The following is a 23,095-nucleotide window of genomic DNA, read 5'->3' on the forward strand; positions in this document are numbered from 1 at the left end:
GACACACACTTATGGAGCAAACATCAAAAGACCCGCTGCACGGCAAAACATTAGAAGCCATCCTTACCGCTTTAATAGCCCACCTGGGTTGGGCCGAAATGGGTTACCGCATCCGCATCAATTGTTTTTTGGATAACCCCAGCATCAGCTCCAGCCTTAAATTCCTGCGCAAAACCCCCTGGGCACGCAAAAAGGTGGAGGACCTGTATATTGAGTTTTACAAGGAATTGGAGAAGTAGACCTGATCGTAATTTTAAAGTGTCCCACTAAATATTACACACTGCGGGACAATACAACAATCCGCTAATAATCAATACTTTATAAAGTAACAATTCGCAACTTTATTTAAAGTGATACTTGAACAAGAATTACTTAAGTATTTTTAAATAAGATATTTATGGATTTTTGTCAGGGTGTCCCACTCGCTTCTGAATGGGACAGAATGGGACACCCTATTTCGGATTTTAGATTTACGATTTCGGATTTATTGACCTGATTTACCTCAATTCGTCCTGAAAAAAATTTAGCTTTTACGTCCTTGCTGGCGCTGTCATCAACAAGCCACTTTGCATCCAAATCATGCAAATTAATCCTCTTAAAAGTTGTTGATTACAACACTAACAACGGCGAAAGGCAGCTGGTGTGCGATCCGATAGCTATCGGATCCCTCCCAACGGGAGGGTGCAGGGAGGGGTTTCTCAAAGCGTGGCGTTTAACCCCTCCCTGCCACCGCATTGTCAGCCGCACCCCTCCCGTGGGGAGGGAATTGAATAACAACTACCCGTGCTTTTTCTTCATGTTCATTTTGGCTTTGGTGCCCGAACTATAGTTGTAGGTTTTTGAATTTTCCGGTTTCTTTTCGTGGAAGGCTTCGCCCGGCACATATTGATTTGGGTCTGTTTTCACAGGTTTCTTTTTCGCCTCTTTTTCGGCCTCTTTCGCCCTCCGGTCTTTATCTATCACCAGTTCATCAGGCAGGTCGGCTTTTTGCATTTTTTGGCCGGTAGCCTGCTCAATGCGGCGTACCTGGTCAAGTTCAAGGTCGGTAGCAAAGGTTAAAGCCAGGGTTTCATCCCCGGCATCTACATTATGGTTTTCGATATGCCTGATGTAAACATCTTTATCAGCCGGCAGGTCAAGATGAATGATAAAAGGGATACCTGTAACGTCGATCTCATCCGTCCCTTCATTGGCAACTATCAGTACGCGCAGGCTGCTATCTGCATTAAACTCTCCAATATCATTAATCTTATTATATTCGAATGATAGCGGGTTTAAAGTAGTTACCGCATTACGCAAACGGTTTTGCAGGCTCTTGTAAACAGTTTCGGCAGTAAGGCGCGTATTGGTAAAAACAACCGTTTTGGTAAACAGCTCCTCATCATACAAAAACAGATTAAGCAGGTTTAGCTTGGTGCCAAAGTTGGGCACATGGTAAAGCATCTGCGGGTGTACGGGTAATTGCTGTTCGGGCATTTCCTCCACCTCAATGGTGGCGGGCAATTGCATAAACGGCGCTATCATTTTATCAAGCCTTTCGTGCATTACCTCGGTAAATACCAGGTGCTGGGCTTTGCCTATGCTGTTAGCCAGTTCAACCACAGGTAGTTGCAGGCCTTTCTTAATAATTAGCTGCGCATCGTCCACAGCAAAAAAATCGACTTTGTTAAGGTTTAAGCCAAGCTTCAGGTAAATAGCGCGCGCCCTGTCGGGGGTAGCCACCACAATGTCCGATCCATCTGCAAGGTCATCCATGTTTTGCTCGCTGGTTTGCCCGGCGTGCAGGCTTACTATCCGGATAGTTTTATTCCTGTTCAAACGGTCAAACTGTGCCAGTATCTCAAACACCTTTTCCTGGTCGGGGGCCAGTATCAAAGCTTTTGGTACGCCATCGGCGCTATGCTTAAACCGGTTTAGGGTAGCTAACACCAAAACAGTGGTTTTACCGCATTCTTCGGGACCAATGGCAATAACATCCTGCCCGCCAATAATACGGTTAAGCGTTTTTAGCTGTATTTCCTTCGGGTTATCAAACCCTGCTTCGGTAACCGATTTTATGAGTTGCTTATTCAGCTTAAATTTTTCTGCCCAGGCCATTTCAAAATTATCAAGAGCGCAAAGATACCAAAACCATCCCGCTTTTGTGGTAAGGGGCCAAACCTCAAATTAGACACCCGTTTTACATTTAATATTTTTAATTTAGTTTACCTGCCAACCCTGGTATGCCCGTAACCAATTAAAAACATGCTCAGATCGCTCCTTATATCCATCCTCACCGTTATTGCTGCAAATTGTTTTGCTGCGCCGGTGCAACAATTATACTCGCCCGATAGAAGTATCCGGCTGGATATCAGTATGGCTGCTGGGCTTACCTATACTGTATCTGCAGATGGTGTTAACCTTATTTTGCCATCTGTAATTGATATGGAACTGCTTGGCGGTCAAAAATTGTCGGGCGGTATGAGGGTTAAGAACATTAGCCGCCGCTCGGTTAATGAGGTGATAACAGCCGCCATTCCCGATAAGCGCAGGCTGATCCCCGATGTTTATAACGAGCTGACCTTACAGTTTAAAAATGGCTTTAGCGTTGTCTTCAGGGCTTATAACGATGGAGCGGCGTACCGCATTTTAACCGGGTTTAAAAATGATATTACGATAAAGCAGGAAACAGCAAGGTATAGCTTCCCGGCAGGGGCACATGCTTATGCCCCAATTATCCAAAAGCGCGAGGGGCAGGACATTTACCACACCAGTTTTGAAGAGCTGTATCCTTACGGGGCGCTGGACAGCCTTTCGGCGGATAGCTTTATGTACTCGCCGGTACTTATCTCACCCAGAGATAATTATAAGATAGGCCTCACAGAATCTGACCTTGACGATTACCCCGGCATGTTCCTGCGGGGTGATAACAGCGCGGCGCTAACGGCAAGCTTTGCCCCGTACCCGCTAACAGAAAGGGTACAGCCCGGCGATTATCCGCAGAAGGTGGTAGCACAGCGGGCAAATTACCTTGCCAAAACAAAGGGCACTCGCAGCTTTCCGTGGCGGGTAATGATCATAGCCCGGCAGGATAAAGAACTGCCCGGCAACGACCTGGTTTACCGGCTGGCATCGCCATCAAAAATAAAAGATACCTCGTGGATCCATCCGGGGCAAAGCACCGATGAATGGATCATTGATATCAACCTTTTCAACGTGCCGTTTAAGGCAGGGCTAAATACCGCGTCGTACAAGTATTACATCGATTTTGCCAAACGCTTCGGTTTCGAGCGGATAATGATGGATGCAGGCTGGAGCGATAACAACGACTTGTTTAAGATAAACCCCGCTATAAATATGGATACCCTTGCCGCCTACGCCAAAAAGCAGGGCGTTAAGTTAAGCATGTGGACGCTATCCATGACGCTGGACCGCCAGTTGGACAGCGCCCTAAAGCAGTTCCAAAAATGGGGCGTGGATTTTATCATGACGGATTTTATCGACCGCGACGACCAGCAGGTGGTTAACTTTTATAAACGCATTACCCAGGCCTGCGCCGATGCTCATATCATGATCATGTTCCATGGCGCTTACCCGCCAAAAGGCTTTAACCGCACCTATCCAAACAACATTACCCGCGAGGGTGTGCTGGGCAGCGAGTACAATATCTGGTCTAACAAACCCACGCCCGCGCATAACCTTACGCTGCCCTTTACCCGCATGCTGGCCGGGCCTATGGACTACGAGCCGGGATTGCTCAATAATGCCGCGCAGGGGCGGTTTATACAGCAAAAAGGCAACCCCATGAGCCAGGGCACCCGCAGCAACCAACTGGCTATGTTTGTGGTGTACGATAACCCGCTGCAGATCTTTTCGGGCAACCCGTCGCAGGGCTACCTGGAGCCAAAGTTTATGGAACTGCTGGGCAGCCTGCCCACCGTTTGGGACGAAACCATCATCCTTGATGCTAAAGTAGCCGGCTACATTGTAACCGCCCGCAAAAAGGGTAATCAGTGGTTTATTGCAGGTATGACAAACCAGGCCAGGGATATCACCCTCGATCTTGGTTTTTTAGGCGATGCGGGTTACGACGCGGTTACTTGTACCGATGGCGCTAACGCCGATCATTATGGGTCGGATTACCGTATTGGCACTAAACAGATCACCAAAAAAGATAAACTGCCCATACACATGGCGCCCGGTGGCGGCTTTTTAATTAAACTGACCAGTAGAGAGCGGCATACTTATTAGGATCAGTAAAAAGATATTTACTACTTTTAACCGTTAAACCTACAATTATGAGAAAGCTTTTCCTATTAACAGGGGTGCTTGGCATCCTTGGCCTCGCTGCGCGTGCGCAGCAAAAGTTTAATGGTTTGGATGTTGGCTTAAATAACATCTACCGTACATCCGACGCTATCAGCCGGTCCATCAGCCCCGAAAATTTTAACGGTGAAAAGGGCAAGGGCGGCATGGCTACCACGGGTACAGGCGCCGCCGCCTCGCGAGACCTGGGCCCAACCTGGAAGGTAAGCCCGAGCGTTATCATCAAAAAACACACCACCTATACGGTTGCCGAAATTAACGGCGAAGGTGCTATACAGCACATCTGGATGACACCTACCGGTAACTGGCGCAACTCTATCATCCGTTTTTACTGGGACGATGAAACAACCCCCTCGGTCGAGTCGCCGGTTGGCGATTTCTTTTGCATGGGCTGGGGCAAATATGCGCCGGTAACCTCGCTGGCCGTAGTGGTAAACCCCGGCAGCGCCTTTAACTGTTACTGGCCAATGCCTTTCCGCAAAAAATGCCGCATCACCATGGAAAATATTGACGACCAGGATATGGTGCTGTACTACCAGGTTGATTACACACTGACCAAGGTGCCCGAAGACGCGGCATATTTTCATGCCCAGTTCAGGCGCATAAACCCGTTACCGTATAAAAAAGATTACGTTTTGGTCGACAGCATACAGGGCAAAGGCCAGTATGTGGGTACTTATATGGCCTATGGATCGAACAAGAACGGCTGGTGGGGCGAGGGCGAGATCAAGTTTTTTATGGATGGCGATACCAAATATCCAACCATCATAGGTACCGGTACTGAGGATTACTTCTGCGGATCGTATGATTTTGATACCCGTAAAAAGCGCCCCGATGGCAGTGAAGGCACAGAGTACACCGAGTTTAGCGGCCCTTACACAGGCTTGCCCCAGGTTATCCGCGGCGACGGGCATTATAATGTGGCACAGCGCTTTGGCCTGTACCGCTGGCACATCACCGACCCGATACGCTTCGAGAAGAATTTGAAGGTGACCATACAGGCCCTGGGATGGCGTAGCGGCGGCAGGTACCTGCCTTTGCAGGATGATATCGCTTCGGTAGTTTTTTGGTACCAAACCGGCCAGCACAGGCCGTTCCCAAAACTGCCATCAAAAGACGAGTTGGAGATAAATTAATATAAATGAACACCAAAGTACTGCAGATCCATCCCGGCGATAACATCACCGTTGCCCTCACCAACCTGCCAAAGGGTACGGTTTTGGGCGATGTTACATTATTGGACGACATTCCTGCCAAACACAAATTTGCCAACAAGGATTTTGCACCCGGCGATAAGGTGACGATGTATGGCGTGCTGGTAGGCAAGGCCACCGCCGCTATACCCAGAGGCGGGCTGGTATCTGTAAAAAATGTAATGCACGCGGCCGGCAGCTACGAATTGCACCAGCGCAACACCCAGTGGGATGTACCCGATGTTTCCGCATGGGCAGACAGGACCTTCATGGGTTACCACCGCGCGGATGGCTCGGTAGGTACAGGTAATTTCTGGCTGATAGTGCCGCTGGTGTTTTGCGAAAATAAAAACGTGCAAACCATCCACACCGTGCTGCAAAAGGAGCTGGGTTACTATTACGATAACTCCATCGACCTGCAGCGGCAGGTGAGCGAGATGGCATCGGCTTACAAAAGCGGTAGTTTTAATGGCGATGCAGGTGCAGGGCTATCCGCAGATAACAAACCCGCCGCGCCCGAAAGGCTGTTCCCCAATATCGACGGAATTAAATTTTTGAACCATACCATGGGCTGCGCCGGTACCCGCGAGGATACCCGCGGACTTTGCGGCTTATTGGCTGGTTATATTACGCACCCCAATGTTGCGGGTGCTACGGTGTTAAGCCTTGGCTGCCAAAATGCGCAGATAAAAATTTTACAGGAAGAAATTGATAAGCGCGATGCAGCCTTCAGCAAGCCGATGGTGATACTGGAACAGCAGGATGTTGGTACCGAAGAAGAATTTTTGCGCCGTGCGCTAAAGCAAACCTTTGCAGGCCTGGTAAAAGCCAATGATACGACACGCCAACCCGCGCCGCTTAATAAACTTTGCGTAGGGTTGGAGTGTGGCGGCTCGGATGGGTTTTCGGGACTGTCGGCTAACCCCGCCTTGGGACTAATGTCTGACATACTGGTGGCTTTGGGCGGCAGTGTTATTCTGTCAGAGTTCCCGGAGCTTTGCGGGGTTGAACAGGGCCTTAGCGACCGCTGCATAACCGATGAGGTTGCCCAACGGTTTATGGGGCTGATGACTGCCTATGCCGATAAGGCGCGGTCGGTAGGGTCGGGGTTCGAATCTAACCCATCGGCAGGTAATGTTCGCGACGGCCTGATAACCGATGCCATGAAATCGGCAGGGGCTGCGCGCAAGGGCGGCAACTCACCCATAACAGATGTGCTCGACTATCCGGAAAAGGTAACAAAACCCGGCCTAAACCTGCTTTGTACCCCCGGCAGCGATGTAGAATCAACCACGGCCGAAGTAGGCTCGGGTGCAAACATCGTGGTGTTTACAACTGGCCTGGGTACGCCCACCGGCAACCCGGTGGCCCCGGTGTTAAAGGTATCTACCAATACCGCCCTGTTTAACAAGATGAGCGATATTATCGATATCAATGCGGGCACTATTATCGATGGTACCGAAACCCTGCAGCAAATGGCCGGGCGCATGCTTAACCATGTCATTGAAGTGGCCAGCGGCAATATAAAAGCCAAAGCCGATACAGCAGATCATAACGATTTTATACCCTGGAAACGGGGCATTTCACTATAAGCTATGAGCATAAAATTATACAAAACCACAAAAGGTATCCTGTTGCAGCGTAATAACGAGTTTTACACGATAAATCAGCAATGGGACAGCCTCATCAACCGCGATGGGTTGGAAAGCTACCTGCAAACCATGATACCCAACGCAAGGCGCATAGATGACGAAGGAGCCTGGCTTACCGAAGGCATTATCTTACCGCCCATAGGCGAGCAGGAAGTTTGGGCCGCCGGGGTAACCTACCTGCAAAGTCGCGATGCCCGTATGGAAGAATCGGAGACCGCCGCCAGCCTGTACGATATGGTTTACGATGCCGTACGGCCCGAGCTGTTCTTTAAATCCGTGGCGTCCAGGGTTTCCGGGCATTTAAAGGAAGTTTATATCCGCAAGGATTCTACCTGGGATGTACCCGAGCCGGAGCTTACCCTGTTTGTAAATGCCAGCGGTAACATCCAGGGGTACACCATAGGTAACGATATGAGCTCGCGCAGCATAGAGGGGGAGAACGCCCTGTACCTGCCGCAGGCTAAGATTTATGAAAAGAGCGCCGCCCTTGGCCCATGCCTGTATGTAAGCGAAACGCCCATCCCGAAGGAATCGGCCATAAAAATGACCATCAGGCGGGATGGGGCGGAAGCCTTTAAGGACGAGACAACGGTATCGCGGATAAAGCGCTCGTTTACCGAACTTACAGGGTTTTTGTTTGCCGAAACTGACTTCCCCGAGGGCTGTTTCCTGATGACGGGCACCTGCCTGGTACCCCCGCACACCTTTACCCTGCAGGAAGGCGACGTGGTAGAAATAAGCATAGATAACATTGGCACCATGGTAAACACCATCGCCATCAATCCAAAACATAAAAAATAGGTTATGAAGCAATTGAAAAATTTATTGTTTGCGCTGCCCGTTGTGGTTATTTGCTCGTGCCAGCAAAATGCTAAGAAGGAGCAGGCAAACACAGTAGATACCTCGGCATCGGCAGCAAAAGGTACTTTTGGTTACGATCTTGCCTTCCTGCAAAAGCACGATAGCGTTATCGTACTCAAAAGCAGCGACGGCAAAGCGCAGATCATCGTGTCGCCAAAATATCAGGCAAAGGTGTTCACCTCAACTGCCAACGGGCAAAGCGGCCGCAGTTTTGGCTGGGTAAACTATAAAACCTTTGATGCCAAACCCGACGAGCATATGAACGCCTTTGGCGGCGAAGACCGCCTGTGGCTGGGCCCCGAGGGCGGCAAATTCTCGCTTTACTTTAAGCCCGGCACCAAAATGGAATTTGCCAACTGGCATACCCCGCCCGCTATCGATAACGAAAGCTGGCAACTGGTATCAAAAAGCAGCGACGAAGTAACCATGAGCAAAACCACCGAAATGCTCAACTACGCCAATACGCTATTAAAAATAAAGCTGGACAGGATAGTGAAATTGTTTCATCGCGATGATATCCAGAAAATGCTGGGTATTAATGCGGAGTATAATGTAGCCGCTGTGGGTTTTACAACCACCAACATTATCACTAACAATGGCGATAAGGGCTGGGATAAAACCACCGGTGCACCTTGTCTTTGGAACCTGGACATGTTTTCGCCGTCAGAGAAAACGGTGATTGTGGTACCTTACCATGACAACGCCACCGGCAAGGTGGCCACTACCGATTACTTCGGCCAGATCCCACCTGACAGGGTTAAATACGATAAAGGCATTTTGCTTTTTAAGGCCGACGGCAAAAGTCGCGGTAAGCTGGGCGTGCCGCCAAACCGTGCCAAAACCATGGCCGGCAGCTACGACCCGCAAAACAAGGTGCTTACCATTACCCTGTACGATGTGGATAGTAAAGGCACTTACCTTAACCAGGAGTGGACACCGGATAAACCGCCTTTTATTGGCGATGCGGTTAACGCCTACAACGACGGGCCGCTGGCAACAGGCGGGCAAATGGGGCCATTCTACGAGATCGAGAGTGTTTCGCCGGCCGCGTTTTTAAAGCCGGGCGAAAAGCTGGTACATGCGCACAGTGTTTTCCATTTCACCGGCGATGAAGCGCAATTGAACGACATTGCAGTAAAAACGCTCGGAATATCATTGAAGGATATACAAGCTGCGTTTAAATAATTTATATTGAGCCGACCAAATTCCTGAATTTTAAAACTTGCATAAATGTCAAAAGACAAAAGCTTAGCTGCAGTAGCGCTTATCACCTCCCTGTTTTTTATATGGGGTTTTGCACTTAACCTTAACCCGATATTAATCCCGCACTTAAAAAAAGCCTGCCAGCTAACGGATTTTCAATCATCGCTGATTGATTCTGCATCGTACATAGCTTACTTTTTGTTGCCCATACCTGCGGCGCAGTTCATGAAAAAGTACGGGTATAAAGGCGGTATCATATTGGGCCTATTGCTGTTTTCGGTAGGGGCAATGCTGTTTTATCCCGCTGCCGCTGTACGTAACTATGCTTTCTTTTTAGGGGCGTTGTTTGTGGTGTTTTCGGGCATGGCGTTTTTAGAAACAGCTGCAAACCCTTTAATTACCTTAATAGGCGACCCGAAAGGATCAGCCATACGCATTAACCTCGCGCAATCTTTCAATGGCTTTGCAGCCGTTTCGGCAACTACATTTGGCGGTATGTTCATCCTCTCGGGCAAAACTTTAAGCGCGGCCGAAGAGAAAGCCATGTCGCCCGAGCAGTTGAACCAATATTTAAACCACGAGGCATCTGCCGTACAGATTCCGTTTGTGGTGATCAGCATCGCCGTTTTTTTGGTTGCGATAATGGTTTGGCGCACTACCTTCCCAAAAATTAAAGAAGAAAGTACTGTTGACCAGGCAGAGGAAGGCAGGCCATTAGGTGTGCGGATACTTGAACTAACAAAAGATAAGCATCTGATGTCGGGCGTACTGGCAGAGTTTTTTTATGTTGGCGCGCAGGCCTGTGTAAGCAGTTTCTTCATCCGCTTTAGCGAGCGGGTTGCAGGCTTTGCCGAAAAACCGGCTTCGTACAATTTATCAATTGCCTTTGGTATGTTTATGGCCGGCAGGTTCCTCGGGACTTTATTAATGAAGTTTTTTAACCCGGTTAAATTACTGGTTACTTACGCCATCATCAATATTATACTGATAGGTGCCGCGGTTACCTTAAAAGGCCCGACAGCGGTATATACTTTAATGGGTGTATGGTTCTTTATGTCTATCATGTTCCCAACTATATTCTCGTTAAGCATCCGCGACCTGGGGTCTAAAACAAAATTAGGCTCATCGCTGGTTATCATGGGTATTGTAGGCGGCGCGGTGCTGCCACCAATAATGGGCAGGATCTCTGACGCGTCAAACATCCAGCTATCATACCTGGTGCCGGGCGTTTGCTTTATAGGGATACTTTGGTTTGCGCTGAAGAACCTTAAGGTGAAGAAAGTGGAAATGGTTGCAGGGCATTAATAAATAAGTCTGTCGTTTCGAACGAGGTACGAGGAGAAATCTTGTTCAATGAGCAAAGTTCGAAAACAGTCGAACAAGATCTCTCTTTATCGTTCGAAATGACATTTAACATCATACTATGGATTTAAATTTAAGGGATAAAGTAATAGTAGTAACAGGCGGCGCAAGAGGGATAGGCGAGGGCATTGTAAGGGCATTAGCTGCCGAGGGTGCCACATCGGTAATAATTGGCCGCAATGCCGACGATAACCAAAAAGTTGTTGACGAGATTATAGCGGCAGGAGGTAAGGCCAGTCACGAAGTAGCCGAATTAACCCGGCCCGAAGAATGCGAACAGGCTGTAAAAGCCATCGCCCAAAAATACCGACGGATAGATGGCCTTGTGAACAACGCCGGCGTAAATGATGGTATTGGCCTGGAGCATGGCAATTACGACGACTTTATGGCATCGCTGCATAAAAATATGGTGCATTACTATTTGATAGCGCATCATGCTTTGCCTTTATTAAAAGAATCGAAAGGGGTTATTGTTAACATCTCCTCAAAAGTGGCAGATACTGGTCAGGGTAATACCTCGGGCTATGCAGCGGCAAACGGCGGGCGCAATGCGCTTACCCGCGAGTGGGCGGTAGAGTTATTGAAATACGGTATCCGTGTTAACGCGGTTGTTGTTGCCGAGTGCTGGACCTCGCTGTACGAGAACTGGATAAATACCCTGCCCGATCCCATAGCCAAACGCAAAGAAATTGAAGCCACCATACCGCTGGGCCAGCGCATGACCACTGTAGAAGAGATCGCCAGTACCGCTATCTTCCTGTTGTCAGGCCGTTCCAGCCATACCACCGGGCAAATTATTTATGTTGATGGTGGGTATGTGCATTTGGATAGGGCACTGGCAGGGGCGTAGATAACAAGGAACAAAGCAATCTATGATAGAAAGTCTGCAATCAGTATTTCATTAGGAATGGGTTTGTGTTAATTTGAACGTCAGTGGTTGTTCTTTTTCTTTTCTCTCAAAAGAAAAAGAACCAAAAAGAAAAGTCGCAGCTGCGCCCTGTTCTGTGAAAGTTAGTGCTAATGCAGTTGCTGTGCCACCCGAACAGGCCAATGCTGCATTTTAGGTGTCGTTCCGTTCGTCAGGCTCGATTCTCCCATTTATAACTAAAAGAAAAAGAGCGCGGGGTTTCTGTCAGAGTGAGCGGGCCGGGTGTATGGCGGGAATGACGGTTTAGCTTTTTTCAATGGATTGGAGCGTAGCGAACAATCGAGAAAAAAAGCGTTAAGAACCGGCAGGGCGGGCTGAAGCATCGCTCTGACTTGATCTTTTGCTTCTTTTCTATCAAGAGAAAAGAAGTAGCCTCCGCGGCAATGAGCGGCGGATCAATGTATTTATCCACTTGTCATGAGTGACGCCGAAATAATGTTTAAGCATTGATTCCTACTTGCCAAATATTGAACTTACAATACCCCCTTCAACACTTCCCAAACATTAGCGGCTAATATCTTAGCACCTTCAGCGGTAGGGTGGATGCCGTCCTTCTGGTTCAACGCGCGTACACCGCCAACGCCCTGCAGTAGGAAGGGTACCAGCGCCATGTTGTTTTTAGTGGCCAATTGGGGGAACATATCCTTAAAATCGTTTGCATAGGCAGCGCCCATGTTTGGCGGTACCTGCATGCCCAGCATTACCAGTTTGGCTTTGGGGTATTTTGCTTTTACATGGTCGATAATGGTTTGCAGGTTTCGGGTGGTTTCTTTAACGGGGATGCCGCGCAGTCCATCGTTAGCGCCAAGTTCCAGCACAAATATATCAACGGGCTGTTTCAGTTGCCAGTCGATACGGCCTTTGCCGCCGGCAGATGTTTCCCCGCTAAGGCCGCCGTTTACAACAGTATAAGGCAGTTTGGCCGAATCTATTTTGGTTTGCAAAACACCCGCGTACGATTCGGATGGGTCGTCCAATCCATAACCCGCGGTTAGGCTATCGCCAAAAACCAGGATGTTTTTTGTTGCTGACGATGCCACGGTTGTTTTGGCGCTGTCGGCTGCTGCGGCATCATTTGAGGTTGATTTGCTGCCGCAAGCCGTAGCGGTTATGCATAGCGTTAGCGCGAAAATTATCCTGAGTTTATTAAACATGGTTATCTTATGAATTTGACCGCAGGATCTCCAGCGGTGGTTTGTTTAAAACGCCCCTGCTATTAAGCAGGCCTATTATAACTGTTAACGCCGTAATGATGATAAAGATGATACCCACGGGTAAAAAATTAACCGCGTAAGGCATATCAAAAGTGTACCTGGCCAGCAGCCAGCTGGCACCAACAGCTATAACAATACCTGTAAGGGCTGATAAAGCGCCCAGGAACAAATATTCTAACGCCGTTATGGCGAAGATCTGCCTGCGGCTGCCGCCAAGCGTGCGCAGTAAAACGCTTTCCTGTATGCGCTGGTATTTGCTGATGCGTACCGACGATATCAGCACGATGATGCCGGTAAGGATGCTAAACCCGCTCATGAATTTGATGACGTAACCAATTTTGCCAAGCAGTTCGTCAAGCACGTTCAGGATCAGCCCCAGGTCGATAACAGAAACATTGGGGAACTGCTTTACCACCGCCTGCTGGTATTTTGCAGATACGGCGTTGTTTGGCACATGTGTCAGCAAAACGTGGAACTGCGGCGCTTCTTCCAGCACCCCGGTTGGGAACACCACCTGGAAATTGGTGGATACCTTGTTCCAGTTTACCTTGCGGATGCTGCTGATGTATGTATTCATCATTACACCCTGCACGTTAAATATTAGTTTGTCGCCAACTTTGGCGTTAATGCGGCCTGCAAAACGTTCCTCGGCGGATATGGGGATGTCCTTGCCGGGTTCGGCCTTGCCTGTCCAGGTGCCGCTGGTAACCTTTTCTGAGGCGGTAAGCGCATCGCGGTACGTAACCCTGTACTCGTAATTAAAAGCCCGCTCAGACATATGTAAGCTCGAATCCTTTTTGGCATCGGCACCGGTTTTGCCATTCACTTTTTCCAGCCGCATGGTAATGATGGGCACCTCCGACAATACCGGCAGTCCTTGCTTGCGGGTAAGGTCGGCCACGGCCTTTTGCTGGCCCGACTGGATATCGAACAAGATCATGTTGGATTGATTATCACCGGTAGAAAGTGTCACCTGCGCGACAAGCAATTGCTGGATCAAAAACAGCGTGCAAATAAACGCGGTGCTTAGGCCAATAGAAACCGTAAGGATGATGGTTTGGTTATTTGGGCGATATAAATTAGCAAAGCCCTGCCGCCAGATGTAACTCCAGGAGCTTTTTATCAGCAGGCCTACAAATCGCGTAAGCAGCCAGGCAATAATGGTCAATATCAAAAATGCTATGGCTATACCGATGGTAAAAAATACCGCGCCTATCCAATCGCCTATTTGCAGGTAGGCAAAAGATGTGATAAACAACAAAACCAATAGATAAACCAGCCAGCGCAGCGGGTCGCGGATGGTGGTGGTATCATCAACGGAAAGCCTTAAAGTATTTAGTGGTGATATGTTGCGGATGGAGATCAGCGGCAGCAGGGCGAATAATATGGAGATAATTAATCCCAGTAAAATACCCTGCCAGATAGCCATCCAGGAGATACTGACCGATATAGTTATGGGCAGAAAATCCTGCAGCACAAGCGGCAGCAGGTGCTGTATGCCGGTGCCCAATAAGGCGCCCGCCACCGAGCCGATAAGGCCAATGCCGGTTATCTGAATTAAATAAATTAAAAATGCTTCGGATGCTTTTACACCCATGCAGCGCATAATAGCTATCGATTGTATCTTTTCGCGGATGTAAATATTAATAGCGCTGGCCACGCCCACACAACCCAGCAGCAGGGCTATAAAGCCCACCAATGACAAGAACCTCGACAAGTCGGCAAATGAGCGGCTGGTGCCTTCTTTTTTACCTTCAACCGTATCGTAACCGAAACCTGCCTTATCAAGCACAGGGTCCAGGCGTTTCGCCAGTTTTTCTACTTCAGTTTTATTATTGTATTTATAGTAATAGCTGTAATTGATGCGGCTGCCGGTTGTTATCAGCCCCGTTTTATCAAGGTATTGCATGGGGATATAAACAATAGGCGCAACACCTGCCGATATGCCCGTTTGCCCCGGCGCTTTATTTAAGATCCCGGCGATCAGGAAGGTTTCCTGTCCAACTTTTATCGAGTCGTTTACTTTGGCGTTAAACTGCAGCATCAGTGTTTTATCGACCAGCGCGTATTTGCCGGTTTTGAATGATGTACCGGCCTGTACAGGTGTAGTTTCCAGCGAGCCGTAGTAGGGGAAGCTGCCCTGTAAAGCCTTTACCTGCACCAGCCTTGTGCTCTGGCTTTTGGTGAACATCACCATGGATGGAAAGCTGCGCTCCTGCGAACGGTCGTCGCCAAGGCTATCCAGCAACTTTTGCAGTTTTGCATCCGGCTCCTTATTGCCGCTGATGGTAAGGTCGGCGCCAATGAGGGTGGCCGCCTGGCTGTTAACATCATTTTGGATGTTGTACCTGAACGAGTAAATGGCCACCAGCGCGCCAATGCCAAATACAATAGAGGAGATAAACAATAGCAGCCTGCCGCGGTTACGGCGGCTATCGCGCAGCGCCATTTTAAACAGCCACGCGAGGTTTATCTTCCTTTTGAAATTTATGGGGTCCATGGGCGCGCTATTCATTACCGGTTTTATCATCAGCAACTAATTTGCCGCCCTTTATTTTGATGATGCGGTGCGTTTTTGCCGCCAGCTCCAGGTCGTGGGTTACCAGGACAAGGGTGGTGCCCGCCTCGCGGTTTAGGTCGAAGATAAGCTTTACCACCTTTTCGCTGGTTTCGGCATCCAGGTTACCTGTAGGCTCATCGGCAAATAATATTTTTGGCGAATTAGAAAATGCCCTTGCCAGCGATACCCGCTGCTGCTCGCCGCCCGATAGCTGGGCAGGGTAGTGGTGGCCGCGGTCGACCAGGCCAACTTTATCCAGCAGATCCAGCGCGCGGGTTTTGATATTTTTTTCGCCGCGCAGTTCTAACGGTACCATCACGTTCTCTAAAGCGGTTAGGGTAGGCAGTAGTTGAAAGTTCTGGAAGATAAACCCCACGTATTGGTTGCGCACCTGCGCGCGTTTATCTTCGCTTAAATTACCCAGGCTTACCCCGTTTAACTCCACTATGCCTTCGCTTGCGCTATCCAAACCGGCGCAAAGGCCAAGCAGCGTGGTTTTGCCGCTGCCCGACGGGCCTACAATAGCATTTGTTGAGCCCGCGCCTATGTTGAAATTTATATTATCTAAAACTGTTAAAAGCCGGCCTGCACTTTTATAAGTTTTGTTTAGGTTTGAAATGTTTAAGATGGTTTCCAAAATGGTGTTTGTTTTTGCTGTAATAAAGTAAATATCAAATATTTATTAATAAGGGCAGGTTTTAATATTTTTAGTTACAAAAGCATTACACACCGCTACTGTTTTTAAAATGCCGAATATTTTTTTACACTTGTAAATAAACGTATACTATGCAAGAATATCCCGGGCAGCAGCGTATTTTGGTTGCTGTAGACTGTATCATATTTGGTTTTGATGGCTGGAACATTAAATTGTTACTGGTTGAACGTAATTTAGAGCCCGAAGTAGGTAAATGGAGCCTGATGGGTGGGTTTATCCATCCATCCGAAAGCCCCGAGGACGCCGCTAACCGCGTTTTAGAAGAACGTACCGGTTTAAAAAACGTGTACATGGAGCAATTTAGAGTGTTTGGCAAGCCCGACCGCGACCCGGTAGAGCGCACCCTGTCTATCGCTTACTTCGCGCTGATAGATATCCAGAAATACGAAAAACAACTGACCAGTGAAAATCACCCCGAGTGGTTCCTGCTTGACGAAATGCCCGAAATGGTTTTTGACCATGCCGAAATGGTAAAACTGGCTAAAAAACAATTACGCTACAAAGCCGCGCTGCACCCCATATTGTTCCAGTTATTGCCCCAGCGGTTCACCATACCGCAATTACAGGCATTATACGAAGGTGTGTACCAAACCCAGTTTGACGACCGTAACTTCAGCCGCAAGCTTTTATCAACCGGGTTATTGGTTAAACTGGCCGAAAAGGATAAGCAATCGTCAAAAAAAGGCGCTTTTTATTATCGCCTGGATCCATCTAACTACGAGGAAAAGTTTGAAAAATTCCTGAACCTGGTACCTAATCCTGATAAATTCTTTTAAAAAATGCTTTAGGCAGCCATAGCGCTGCATTAATTTTAATTGCTTATTTTTATAGGCTTTGCAATTTAAAACGGGGCCTGAAATGACATTGATATACAAAAATACAATAAAGGCGGTTACTGTAGCCTTGTTGCTTTTTGTAGCTCATACGGGTTTTGGGCAATCAAGCCAGGGAAAAGAGTTTTGGACCACCTATATGACACATATAGAAAGCCCGTTACCAAGCCAGATGGTGTTGTATATCACCGGTGATGTGGATACCAAAGGCGTGGTTGAAATTGCGAACAGCTCTTTTGAACCTATCCCATTCACGGTTAAAGCCAAAAAAGTAACTATAGTTGCCGTGCCGCATAAAGCAATGCTCACTAACCAGGGCAGGGTTCCCAAAGGCATTCATATAACAGCGGAAAAGAAAATTGCGGTATACGCGCACATTTACGCTCAAAATGTTTCGGGCGCTACGTTACTGTTACCCACCAATGTGCTGGGCCAGGATTATATCTCCATAAATTATTCGCAGGCATCTAACGCAGATAAAGATCATCCGGCATATTCCATATTTTGCGTTATAGCTACAGAAGATAATACCACAATAGAAATTACGCCGTCGCAAGCGTTAAAGTCTGGCCAGCGGGCAAACGTCCCTTATCTTATACAGATGAGTAAAGGTGATGTTTACCAGGCAATGTCGTTAGGGGACCTATCCAGAAGTAAAATACGAAGTATAAGCACCAATGGCGGGGAATGTAAAAAGATAGCGGTATTTTCCGGAGCCTCAAAAATAGGTATAGGGTGCACGGCGGGTAACTTTTCGTCCGATAATCTTTTCCAACAGGTTTATCCTAAAATTGCCTGGGGCAAAAACTTCGTTACTGTACCGTTACAAGACCGGCATTTTGATATATACCGCATATATAGCAGCGAGCCCAACACGCATGTTACCATTGATGGCGTACCCCAAAACCCGGCCTATCTTGAATCAGACAACCTTCAAATAGTAGCTACCAAGCCAGTAGTGATACGGTCTGATAAACCTATACAAGTAGCGCAGTACAGCCCCACCCAGGGAAGGATAGATATAGATATTTGCGAAGAAGACCTTTCGGATTTAGGAGACCCGGAGATGATATATCTTAACCCGCTGGAGCAAAGTATCGATCACGTAACACTGTATTCGTCATCATTTTTCGCTATTAAAAAAAACTTTATCAATGTAGTTATCAAAACCGACCAGATCCCCGGGTTTCGTATCGACAAACTAAAGTATACAAATTTTAAGCGCGTACCGTATGATACAACGTTTTCGTACGCCCAGATCCCGGTAAATTACGGCACGCATTATTTAAGCGCCAACGAGGGCTTTAATGCTGTTGCTTATGGTTTTGGCGATCACGAATCATATGGTTACTCGGCAGGTACCAGTGTTAAAAACCTTAATCAATATATTGTATTTAATGATCTGCAAAAAGATACCACCAGGTTAAACGGTTGCGCGGGTATCGAATATAAATTAAAGCTTGCCCTGCCTTTTGAAGCCTCAAATATAAAATGGACCCTTGCCGATGGTACGGTATTTACTGATGCCCACCCGGTGCTTATATCGCAGGGCACAAATAACGGCAAGCCAATTTATTTTTATGAGTATTATAAAAAGGTAAGCTTTTCGCCGGGCGATTACAGCATTACTGCTACAGTGCCCAACCCCGAGGTAAATGTATGCGGGCCTACAATAGATATAGATTTCGATTTTAATATTACGCCATATCCTGTTGCTTCGGGCGAGGCCGAAGTGGCTTGTGTTGGCGCGCCTACTGTGTTCCATGATACCAGCGACCCCAAAGGTGCCCTATTAACAAAATGGCTTTGGGATTTTGGCGACGGGCAAACATCTTTTGATCAAAACCCCGTGCACACCTATACCACTGCAGGAGATTATGAGGCAAGATTATCTATAGCAAACGATAACGACTGCGGCGCGGTATCTGCTGTTATAAAGGTACATGTAAGGCCTGCCATACAGGTAAGTTTTACCAGCGATGCCCCAATTTGTGAACAACAGGGCGTAACCTTTCATAGTACATCATCGGTGCCCGAGGGGCACCTGGTGCAATGGATATGGGATTATGGAGATGGTAAAAAAGATACCCTGGCCACAGATGTAGCTGTGCATAGTTATGACCACCCGGGTATTTACAATGTAAAACACACCGTATTTACCGATGCCGGCTGTAACGATTCTACCACGGTTACCGGCTTGCAGGTAAACCCCATTCCGGTGGTGGATTTTTCATTACCGGCTATTTGTACGGCAGATAATGCCGCTTTTACTGATAAAAGCACTATTTCTGATAACAGCGAAGCGGGGTTCACTTATTTATGGAACTTTGGCGATGCCAATGCCACCGCAGCAAACCCAAACACATCAAGCCAAAAAGACCCGCACCACAGGTACACACAGCCGGGTACATATACTGCTACTTTAACCATAACCACCGCAAGCGGCTGCAGTGTTACTAAAACGCATGAGTTTTTTGTAAGCGGCAGCAACCCAAAAGCAAAATTTGCAGTGGAGAACGCGGAAAATTTATGCAGCGCAAACGCGGTTACCATAAAAGACGAATCTACCGTTGATCCCGGCACTATTACCAAAATAAAAATCTGGTATGATTTTGCCGCTCACCCCGAGGTATTTGAAGTGTTTGAAGGCGCAGACCTTCATGCCGATAAAAAGTATGTACATGTTTATGACCTGGCAACAGATGCAAGGCAATATACCATACATATGGAGGCATATTCGGGCGTTACCTGCTTTGAAATTCATGACGAGGTAATCACAGTTAAAGGGAACCCGGTTGTTTCGTTACCTGCCCTTGGCCCGTTTTGCACAAACGACGACCCGGTGCAAATTGTTCCGGACAACCACGGTTTTGCCATGCAAAGCAGCTATTTTTCGGGCACAGGGGTTACCTCCGGTGGCGTGTTTAGCCCTGCAGTTGTAGGCCGGGGCGATTACGAGATCATCTATCATTTTGTAGCACAAAACGGATGCGAAACCGCAGATACCATGTATATCAGGGTGAATGATGTAGCGGTTGTGCATTTGGCGGAATCAGTGACGTCGCTCGAAGGCGAATCAACCCGATTGACGGCAGAGGCAATAGGTATTGGTATGACCTATAAATGGACGCCAGAGATCGCCATAAACAATAGTACATTGCTAAGCCCGGTGGTATCGCCTGTAGATGATATAACTTATACACTTACGGTTACAAATGGTTATGGCTGCGAAGTAAAGGCCAGTGTTTTTGTTGACGTATTAAAAAAAATAGGGGTTGTTAATACCTTTACACCCAATGGCGATGGCATAAATGATACGTGGGTAATAAAAAATATAGAAACTTATCCCGGAAATACGGTTGACATATACAACAGACAGGGAGAAAAGGTATATTCGTCTGTTGGTTATGCCATACCGTGGGATGGAAGATACAAAGGAACATTGCTTCCCACCGGTACATATTACTATATTATAAACCCTAAAAACGGCCGGAAAGTTATTTCGGGCAGTGTTACTATTATTAAATAATGCTGAGGAAAAGTTTACTTTTAAGTGTTATGCTTTGTTTTGTTGTGCTAACTAATTATGCACAGCAACGCCCGCAGTACACACAATATGTATTTAATAATTATTTGCTAAACCCTGCCGTAGCGGGTATAGAAAATTACACTGATGTTAAATTAGGCTATCGTAGCCAGTGGACAGGGCTTGAAGGGGCACCTGTTACCGCTTATTTTAGCATAAACGCGCCATTGGGTACTAATTTTACCCAGGGCGATGCTACTTCGTTCCCATCAGATGGGCAAAACCCTTACAGCAGGATGTATTACCAGGATTACCGCGCGGCCGAACCGCACCACGGTATTGGCTTTACGCTGATAACGGATAAGGCCGGTCCGATAGATCAGACAAATATGGCGGCAACTTATGCATATCACCTGGGTATTACCAGTAAGCTTAATGTTTCGGTAGGTGTATCGGTAGGGGCTAACCAACTGCATATAAACACATCGCTTATTACCTTAGAAACCCAAGGCGACCCGGTACTAAGGGATTTTAACAACAACCAGTGGAAACCCGATGCAAGTTTGGGCATATGGGCATACTCATCAAATTACTATTTTGGTGTATCGGCCCAGCAAATATTACCTCAAAACCAGTATATCACAACAAGCACAAATTCGGGCTTAAACAAAACCGTGCCGCATTATTTTGTAACAGGCGGGTATAAGTTTTATTTAAATGATGATGTGTCTTTACTTCCGTCGGCCTTATTGAAATTTATCCAGCCCGCGCCAACATCTTTTGATGTTAATATGAAGCTTTCGTTCCGCGACAGGTTTTGGTTTGGCGGATCGTACCGTAAGGACGATTCATTTGGCGTACTGGCCGGGTTTAACCTTAGCTCGTTCATCAACGTAAGCTATTCGTACGATGCTACTACATCGGCCCTTAACACCGTAAGTAATGGGTCGCACGAAATTGTAATAGGTATTATGCTTAACAACCGGTATAAACTAACCAGTCCGCAGCATGGGTGGTAAGCCCCCAGCCCCCTGAAGGGGGAGCAAATGCGTATAATAAAGCCCTTTGAAAAATATCAAAGGGCTTTATGCGTTTCAAAACTCCCCCTTCAGGGGGTTGGGGGGCTTCGCCTAAAGCTCCTTTCTCAACCTTGCTACCGGGATATTCATTTGCTCGCGGTATTTAGCAACGGTGCGGCGGGCTATGTTGTAGCCGGCGTCTTTAAGTATATCGGTTAGTTTTTCGTCGGCAAGCGGATGGCGTTTGTCCTCCTTGCCAATATGCTCTTCCAATATTTTCTTAACCTCTTTGTTTGATACTTCTTCGCCGCTTTCGGTTTGGATGGCTTCGCTGAAGAATGATTTTAGCAGGAAAGTGCCAAACTCAGTTTGTACGTATTTTGAATTGGCCACACGCGATACGGTAGAAATATCCATACCTATTCTGTCGGCAATATCCTTCAGGATCATCGGTTTCAGGTTTTTGTCGTCGCCGGTTAAGAAGAAATCGTATTGATATTGCATGATGGCGTTCATGGTTTTCAGCAACGTTTGCTGGCGCTGTTTAATGGCATCAATAAACCACTTTGCCGAATCCAGCTTTTGCTTTACAAACTGTACCGCTTCCTTTAACTTTTTATCTTTTTGCGATGCCTTATCGTAATGCTGAAACATCTCCTGGTACGACCGGCTCACCTTCAGTTCGGGCGCGTTTTTTGAGTTTAGGGTAAGTATCAGCGCACCGTCGTTATTCTTGATATGAAAATCGGGTATCACCTGCATTTGCTTGGTGCTTACCTCGTTGCTGTCGCCCGGTTTTGGGTTAAGCTTTAGTATTTCGTTCACCACGCCACGCAGCTCTATCGAGTTCATGTTCAAGGATTTCTCCAGCTTATCGTAATGCTTACGGGTAAACTCCTCCAGGTAGTGCTCAACCACCAGTATAGCTTTTTTGATAATAAGGTCGTTAGGGTCTTTGCGTCTAAGCTGTATCAGCAGGCATTCCTGCAGGCTGCGCGCGCCAACACCCGGCGGGTCAAAACTTTGTATCACCTTTAGCATGTCCTCAACCTCTTCATCATCGGCCATTACGTTCTGCGAAAAGGCCAGGTCATCCGTAAGCGACATGATAGGCCTGCGCAGGTAGCCGTCGTCGTCAAGGCTGCCTATAATTTGCTTGCCAATGCTAAAGTCCTTGTCAGACAGGGGCAATAAGTCGAGCTGTGCCTGCAGGCTCTCAAAAAACGAGCTTTGCACAGCGATAGGGATCTCCTTGCGGTCGTCCTCGTCGTCGCCATTCTGGTCGTAACGGGTGCCGTAATCGTTTACGTTGTCATCCTGTAAGTAGTCGTCGATATTGAACTCGTCCATCTCGCCCTTTTCGTCGTCGCTGTTATACGTATCTTCATCGGGGTCGCGGTCGGGGTATTGTTCTTCGGGCTCGTTCAGGTTGGTTAAGCTCAGGTCTTCAAGCGCCGGGTTTTCCTCCAGTTCTTCTTTAATACGGGTATCAAGCGATACGGTAGGCACCTGCAGCAATTTTATAAATTGTATTTGCTGCGGCGATAATTTTTGTAAAAGTTTTTGTTGAAGATTTTGTTTAAGCATAATATGAACAAGGCCAAAAATACACCAATTACCTTGAAGTTTAAAAATTAGTTACAGCAGATGTATTAACGATGTAAAAATGTTTTTGAAGGAATTTTGTTTGGACAAGCCGCACAATTATTGGTAACTTTAATAAC

At 47.4% G+C, this 23,095-nt stretch carries 16 protein-coding genes; 11 read left to right on the forward strand and 5 right to left on the reverse strand.

The window, feature by feature from the left end:
* Positions 1-11: 11 nt before the first annotated feature.
* Positions 12-239: a VF530 family protein gene (locus EWM62_RS05740; RefSeq protein ID WP_129875701.1), complete on the forward strand. Its 228-nt coding sequence runs from the start codon at positions 12-14 to the stop codon at positions 237-239.
* 538 nt (positions 240-777) lie between these two features.
* On the opposite strand, the gene EWM62_RS05745 is transcribed toward EWM62_RS05740, so the two are convergent.
* The gene (locus EWM62_RS05745) at positions 778-2,097 is read right to left on the reverse strand and encodes a DEAD/DEAH box helicase (protein WP_129875702.1); all 1,320 of its coding nucleotides are present in this window, start codon (positions 2,095-2,097) and stop codon (positions 778-780) included.
* Positions 2,098-2,244: 147 nt separating this feature from the next.
* Between EWM62_RS05745 and EWM62_RS05750 the strand changes: the two genes are divergently transcribed.
* From EWM62_RS05750 to EWM62_RS05780, 7 genes are all read left to right on the forward strand, one after another.
* Positions 2,245-4,230 carry a glycoside hydrolase family 97 protein gene (locus EWM62_RS05750; protein WP_129875703.1) on the forward strand — a complete coding sequence of 662 codons (1,986 nt, stop codon included), beginning with the start codon at positions 2,245-2,247 and terminating at the stop codon, positions 4,228-4,230.
* Between the two features lie 47 nt (positions 4,231-4,277).
* The gene (locus EWM62_RS05755) at positions 4,278-5,441 is read left to right on the forward strand and encodes a glycoside hydrolase family 172 protein (RefSeq protein WP_129875704.1); all 1,164 of its coding nucleotides are present in this window, start codon (positions 4,278-4,280) and stop codon (positions 5,439-5,441) included.
* A 5-nt stretch (positions 5,442-5,446) separates the two neighbouring features.
* Complete coding sequence (locus tag EWM62_RS05760; protein WP_129875705.1) at positions 5,447-7,090, forward strand: UxaA family hydrolase; 1,644 nt, start codon at positions 5,447-5,449, stop codon at positions 7,088-7,090.
* A gap of 3 nt (positions 7,091-7,093) precedes the next feature.
* Positions 7,094-7,951 carry a fumarylacetoacetate hydrolase family protein gene (locus EWM62_RS05765; protein WP_238989287.1) on the forward strand — a complete coding sequence of 286 codons (858 nt, stop codon included), beginning with the start codon at positions 7,094-7,096 and terminating at the stop codon, positions 7,949-7,951.
* Positions 7,952-7,954: 3 nt separating this feature from the next.
* Positions 7,955-9,196: a DUF6786 family protein gene (locus EWM62_RS05770; protein WP_129875706.1), complete on the forward strand. Its 1,242-nt coding sequence runs from the start codon at positions 7,955-7,957 to the stop codon at positions 9,194-9,196.
* 45 nt (positions 9,197-9,241) lie between these two features.
* The gene (gene fucP, locus EWM62_RS05775; protein ID WP_129875707.1) at positions 9,242-10,519 is read left to right on the forward strand and encodes an L-fucose:H+ symporter permease; all 1,278 of its coding nucleotides are present in this window, start codon (positions 9,242-9,244) and stop codon (positions 10,517-10,519) included.
* Positions 10,520-10,637: 118 nt separating this feature from the next.
* Positions 10,638-11,426, forward strand: a complete 789-nt coding sequence (locus EWM62_RS05780) for an SDR family oxidoreductase (protein ID WP_129875708.1) — start codon at positions 10,638-10,640, stop codon at positions 11,424-11,426.
* Between the two features lie 551 nt (positions 11,427-11,977).
* Here the strand turns inward: EWM62_RS05780 and EWM62_RS05785 are convergent.
* From EWM62_RS05785 to EWM62_RS05795, 3 genes are read right to left on the reverse strand one after another with little or no spacing between them, the layout of a single operon-like run.
* Positions 11,978-12,658 carry an arylesterase gene (locus EWM62_RS05785; RefSeq protein ID WP_129875709.1) on the reverse strand — a complete coding sequence of 227 codons (681 nt, stop codon included), beginning with the start codon at positions 12,656-12,658 and terminating at the stop codon, positions 11,978-11,980.
* A 7-nt stretch (positions 12,659-12,665) separates the two neighbouring features.
* Positions 12,666-15,248, reverse strand: coding sequence for an ABC transporter permease (locus EWM62_RS05790; protein ID WP_238989288.1), 2,583 nt, complete (start codon positions 15,246-15,248; stop codon positions 12,666-12,668).
* Positions 15,226-15,915, reverse strand: coding sequence for an ABC transporter ATP-binding protein (locus EWM62_RS05795; protein ID WP_129875710.1), 690 nt, complete (start codon positions 15,913-15,915; stop codon positions 15,226-15,228). The genes EWM62_RS05790 and EWM62_RS05795 overlap by 23 nt, the downstream gene beginning before the upstream one ends.
* A gap of 149 nt (positions 15,916-16,064) precedes the next feature.
* Between EWM62_RS05795 and EWM62_RS05800 the strand changes: the two genes are divergently transcribed.
* From EWM62_RS05800 to EWM62_RS05810, 3 genes are all read left to right on the forward strand, one after another.
* Entirely contained in the window at positions 16,065-16,769 is a 705-nt protein-coding gene (locus EWM62_RS05800; protein ID WP_129875711.1) for an NUDIX hydrolase, read from the forward strand.
* 82 nt (positions 16,770-16,851) lie between these two features.
* The gene (locus tag EWM62_RS05805; protein ID WP_129875712.1) at positions 16,852-20,355 is read left to right on the forward strand and encodes a gliding motility-associated C-terminal domain-containing protein; all 3,504 of its coding nucleotides are present in this window, start codon (positions 16,852-16,854) and stop codon (positions 20,353-20,355) included.
* The gene (locus EWM62_RS05810; protein ID WP_129875713.1) at positions 20,355-21,371 is read left to right on the forward strand and encodes a PorP/SprF family type IX secretion system membrane protein; all 1,017 of its coding nucleotides are present in this window, start codon (positions 20,355-20,357) and stop codon (positions 21,369-21,371) included. The genes EWM62_RS05805 and EWM62_RS05810 overlap by 1 nt, the downstream gene beginning before the upstream one ends.
* Before the next feature lie 111 nt (positions 21,372-21,482).
* Here the strand turns inward: EWM62_RS05810 and rpoN are convergent, their stop codons facing one another.
* Positions 21,483-22,958 carry an RNA polymerase factor sigma-54 gene (gene rpoN, locus EWM62_RS05815; protein WP_129875714.1) on the reverse strand — a complete coding sequence of 492 codons (1,476 nt, stop codon included), beginning with the start codon at positions 22,956-22,958 and terminating at the stop codon, positions 21,483-21,485.
* Positions 22,959-23,095: the final 137 nt, after the last annotated feature.

Origin of the sequence: Mucilaginibacter terrigena (genome assembly GCF_004168255.1) — a bacterium.
In the GTDB taxonomy this organism is placed as follows: domain Bacteria; phylum Bacteroidota; class Bacteroidia; order Sphingobacteriales; family Sphingobacteriaceae; genus Mucilaginibacter; species Mucilaginibacter terrigena.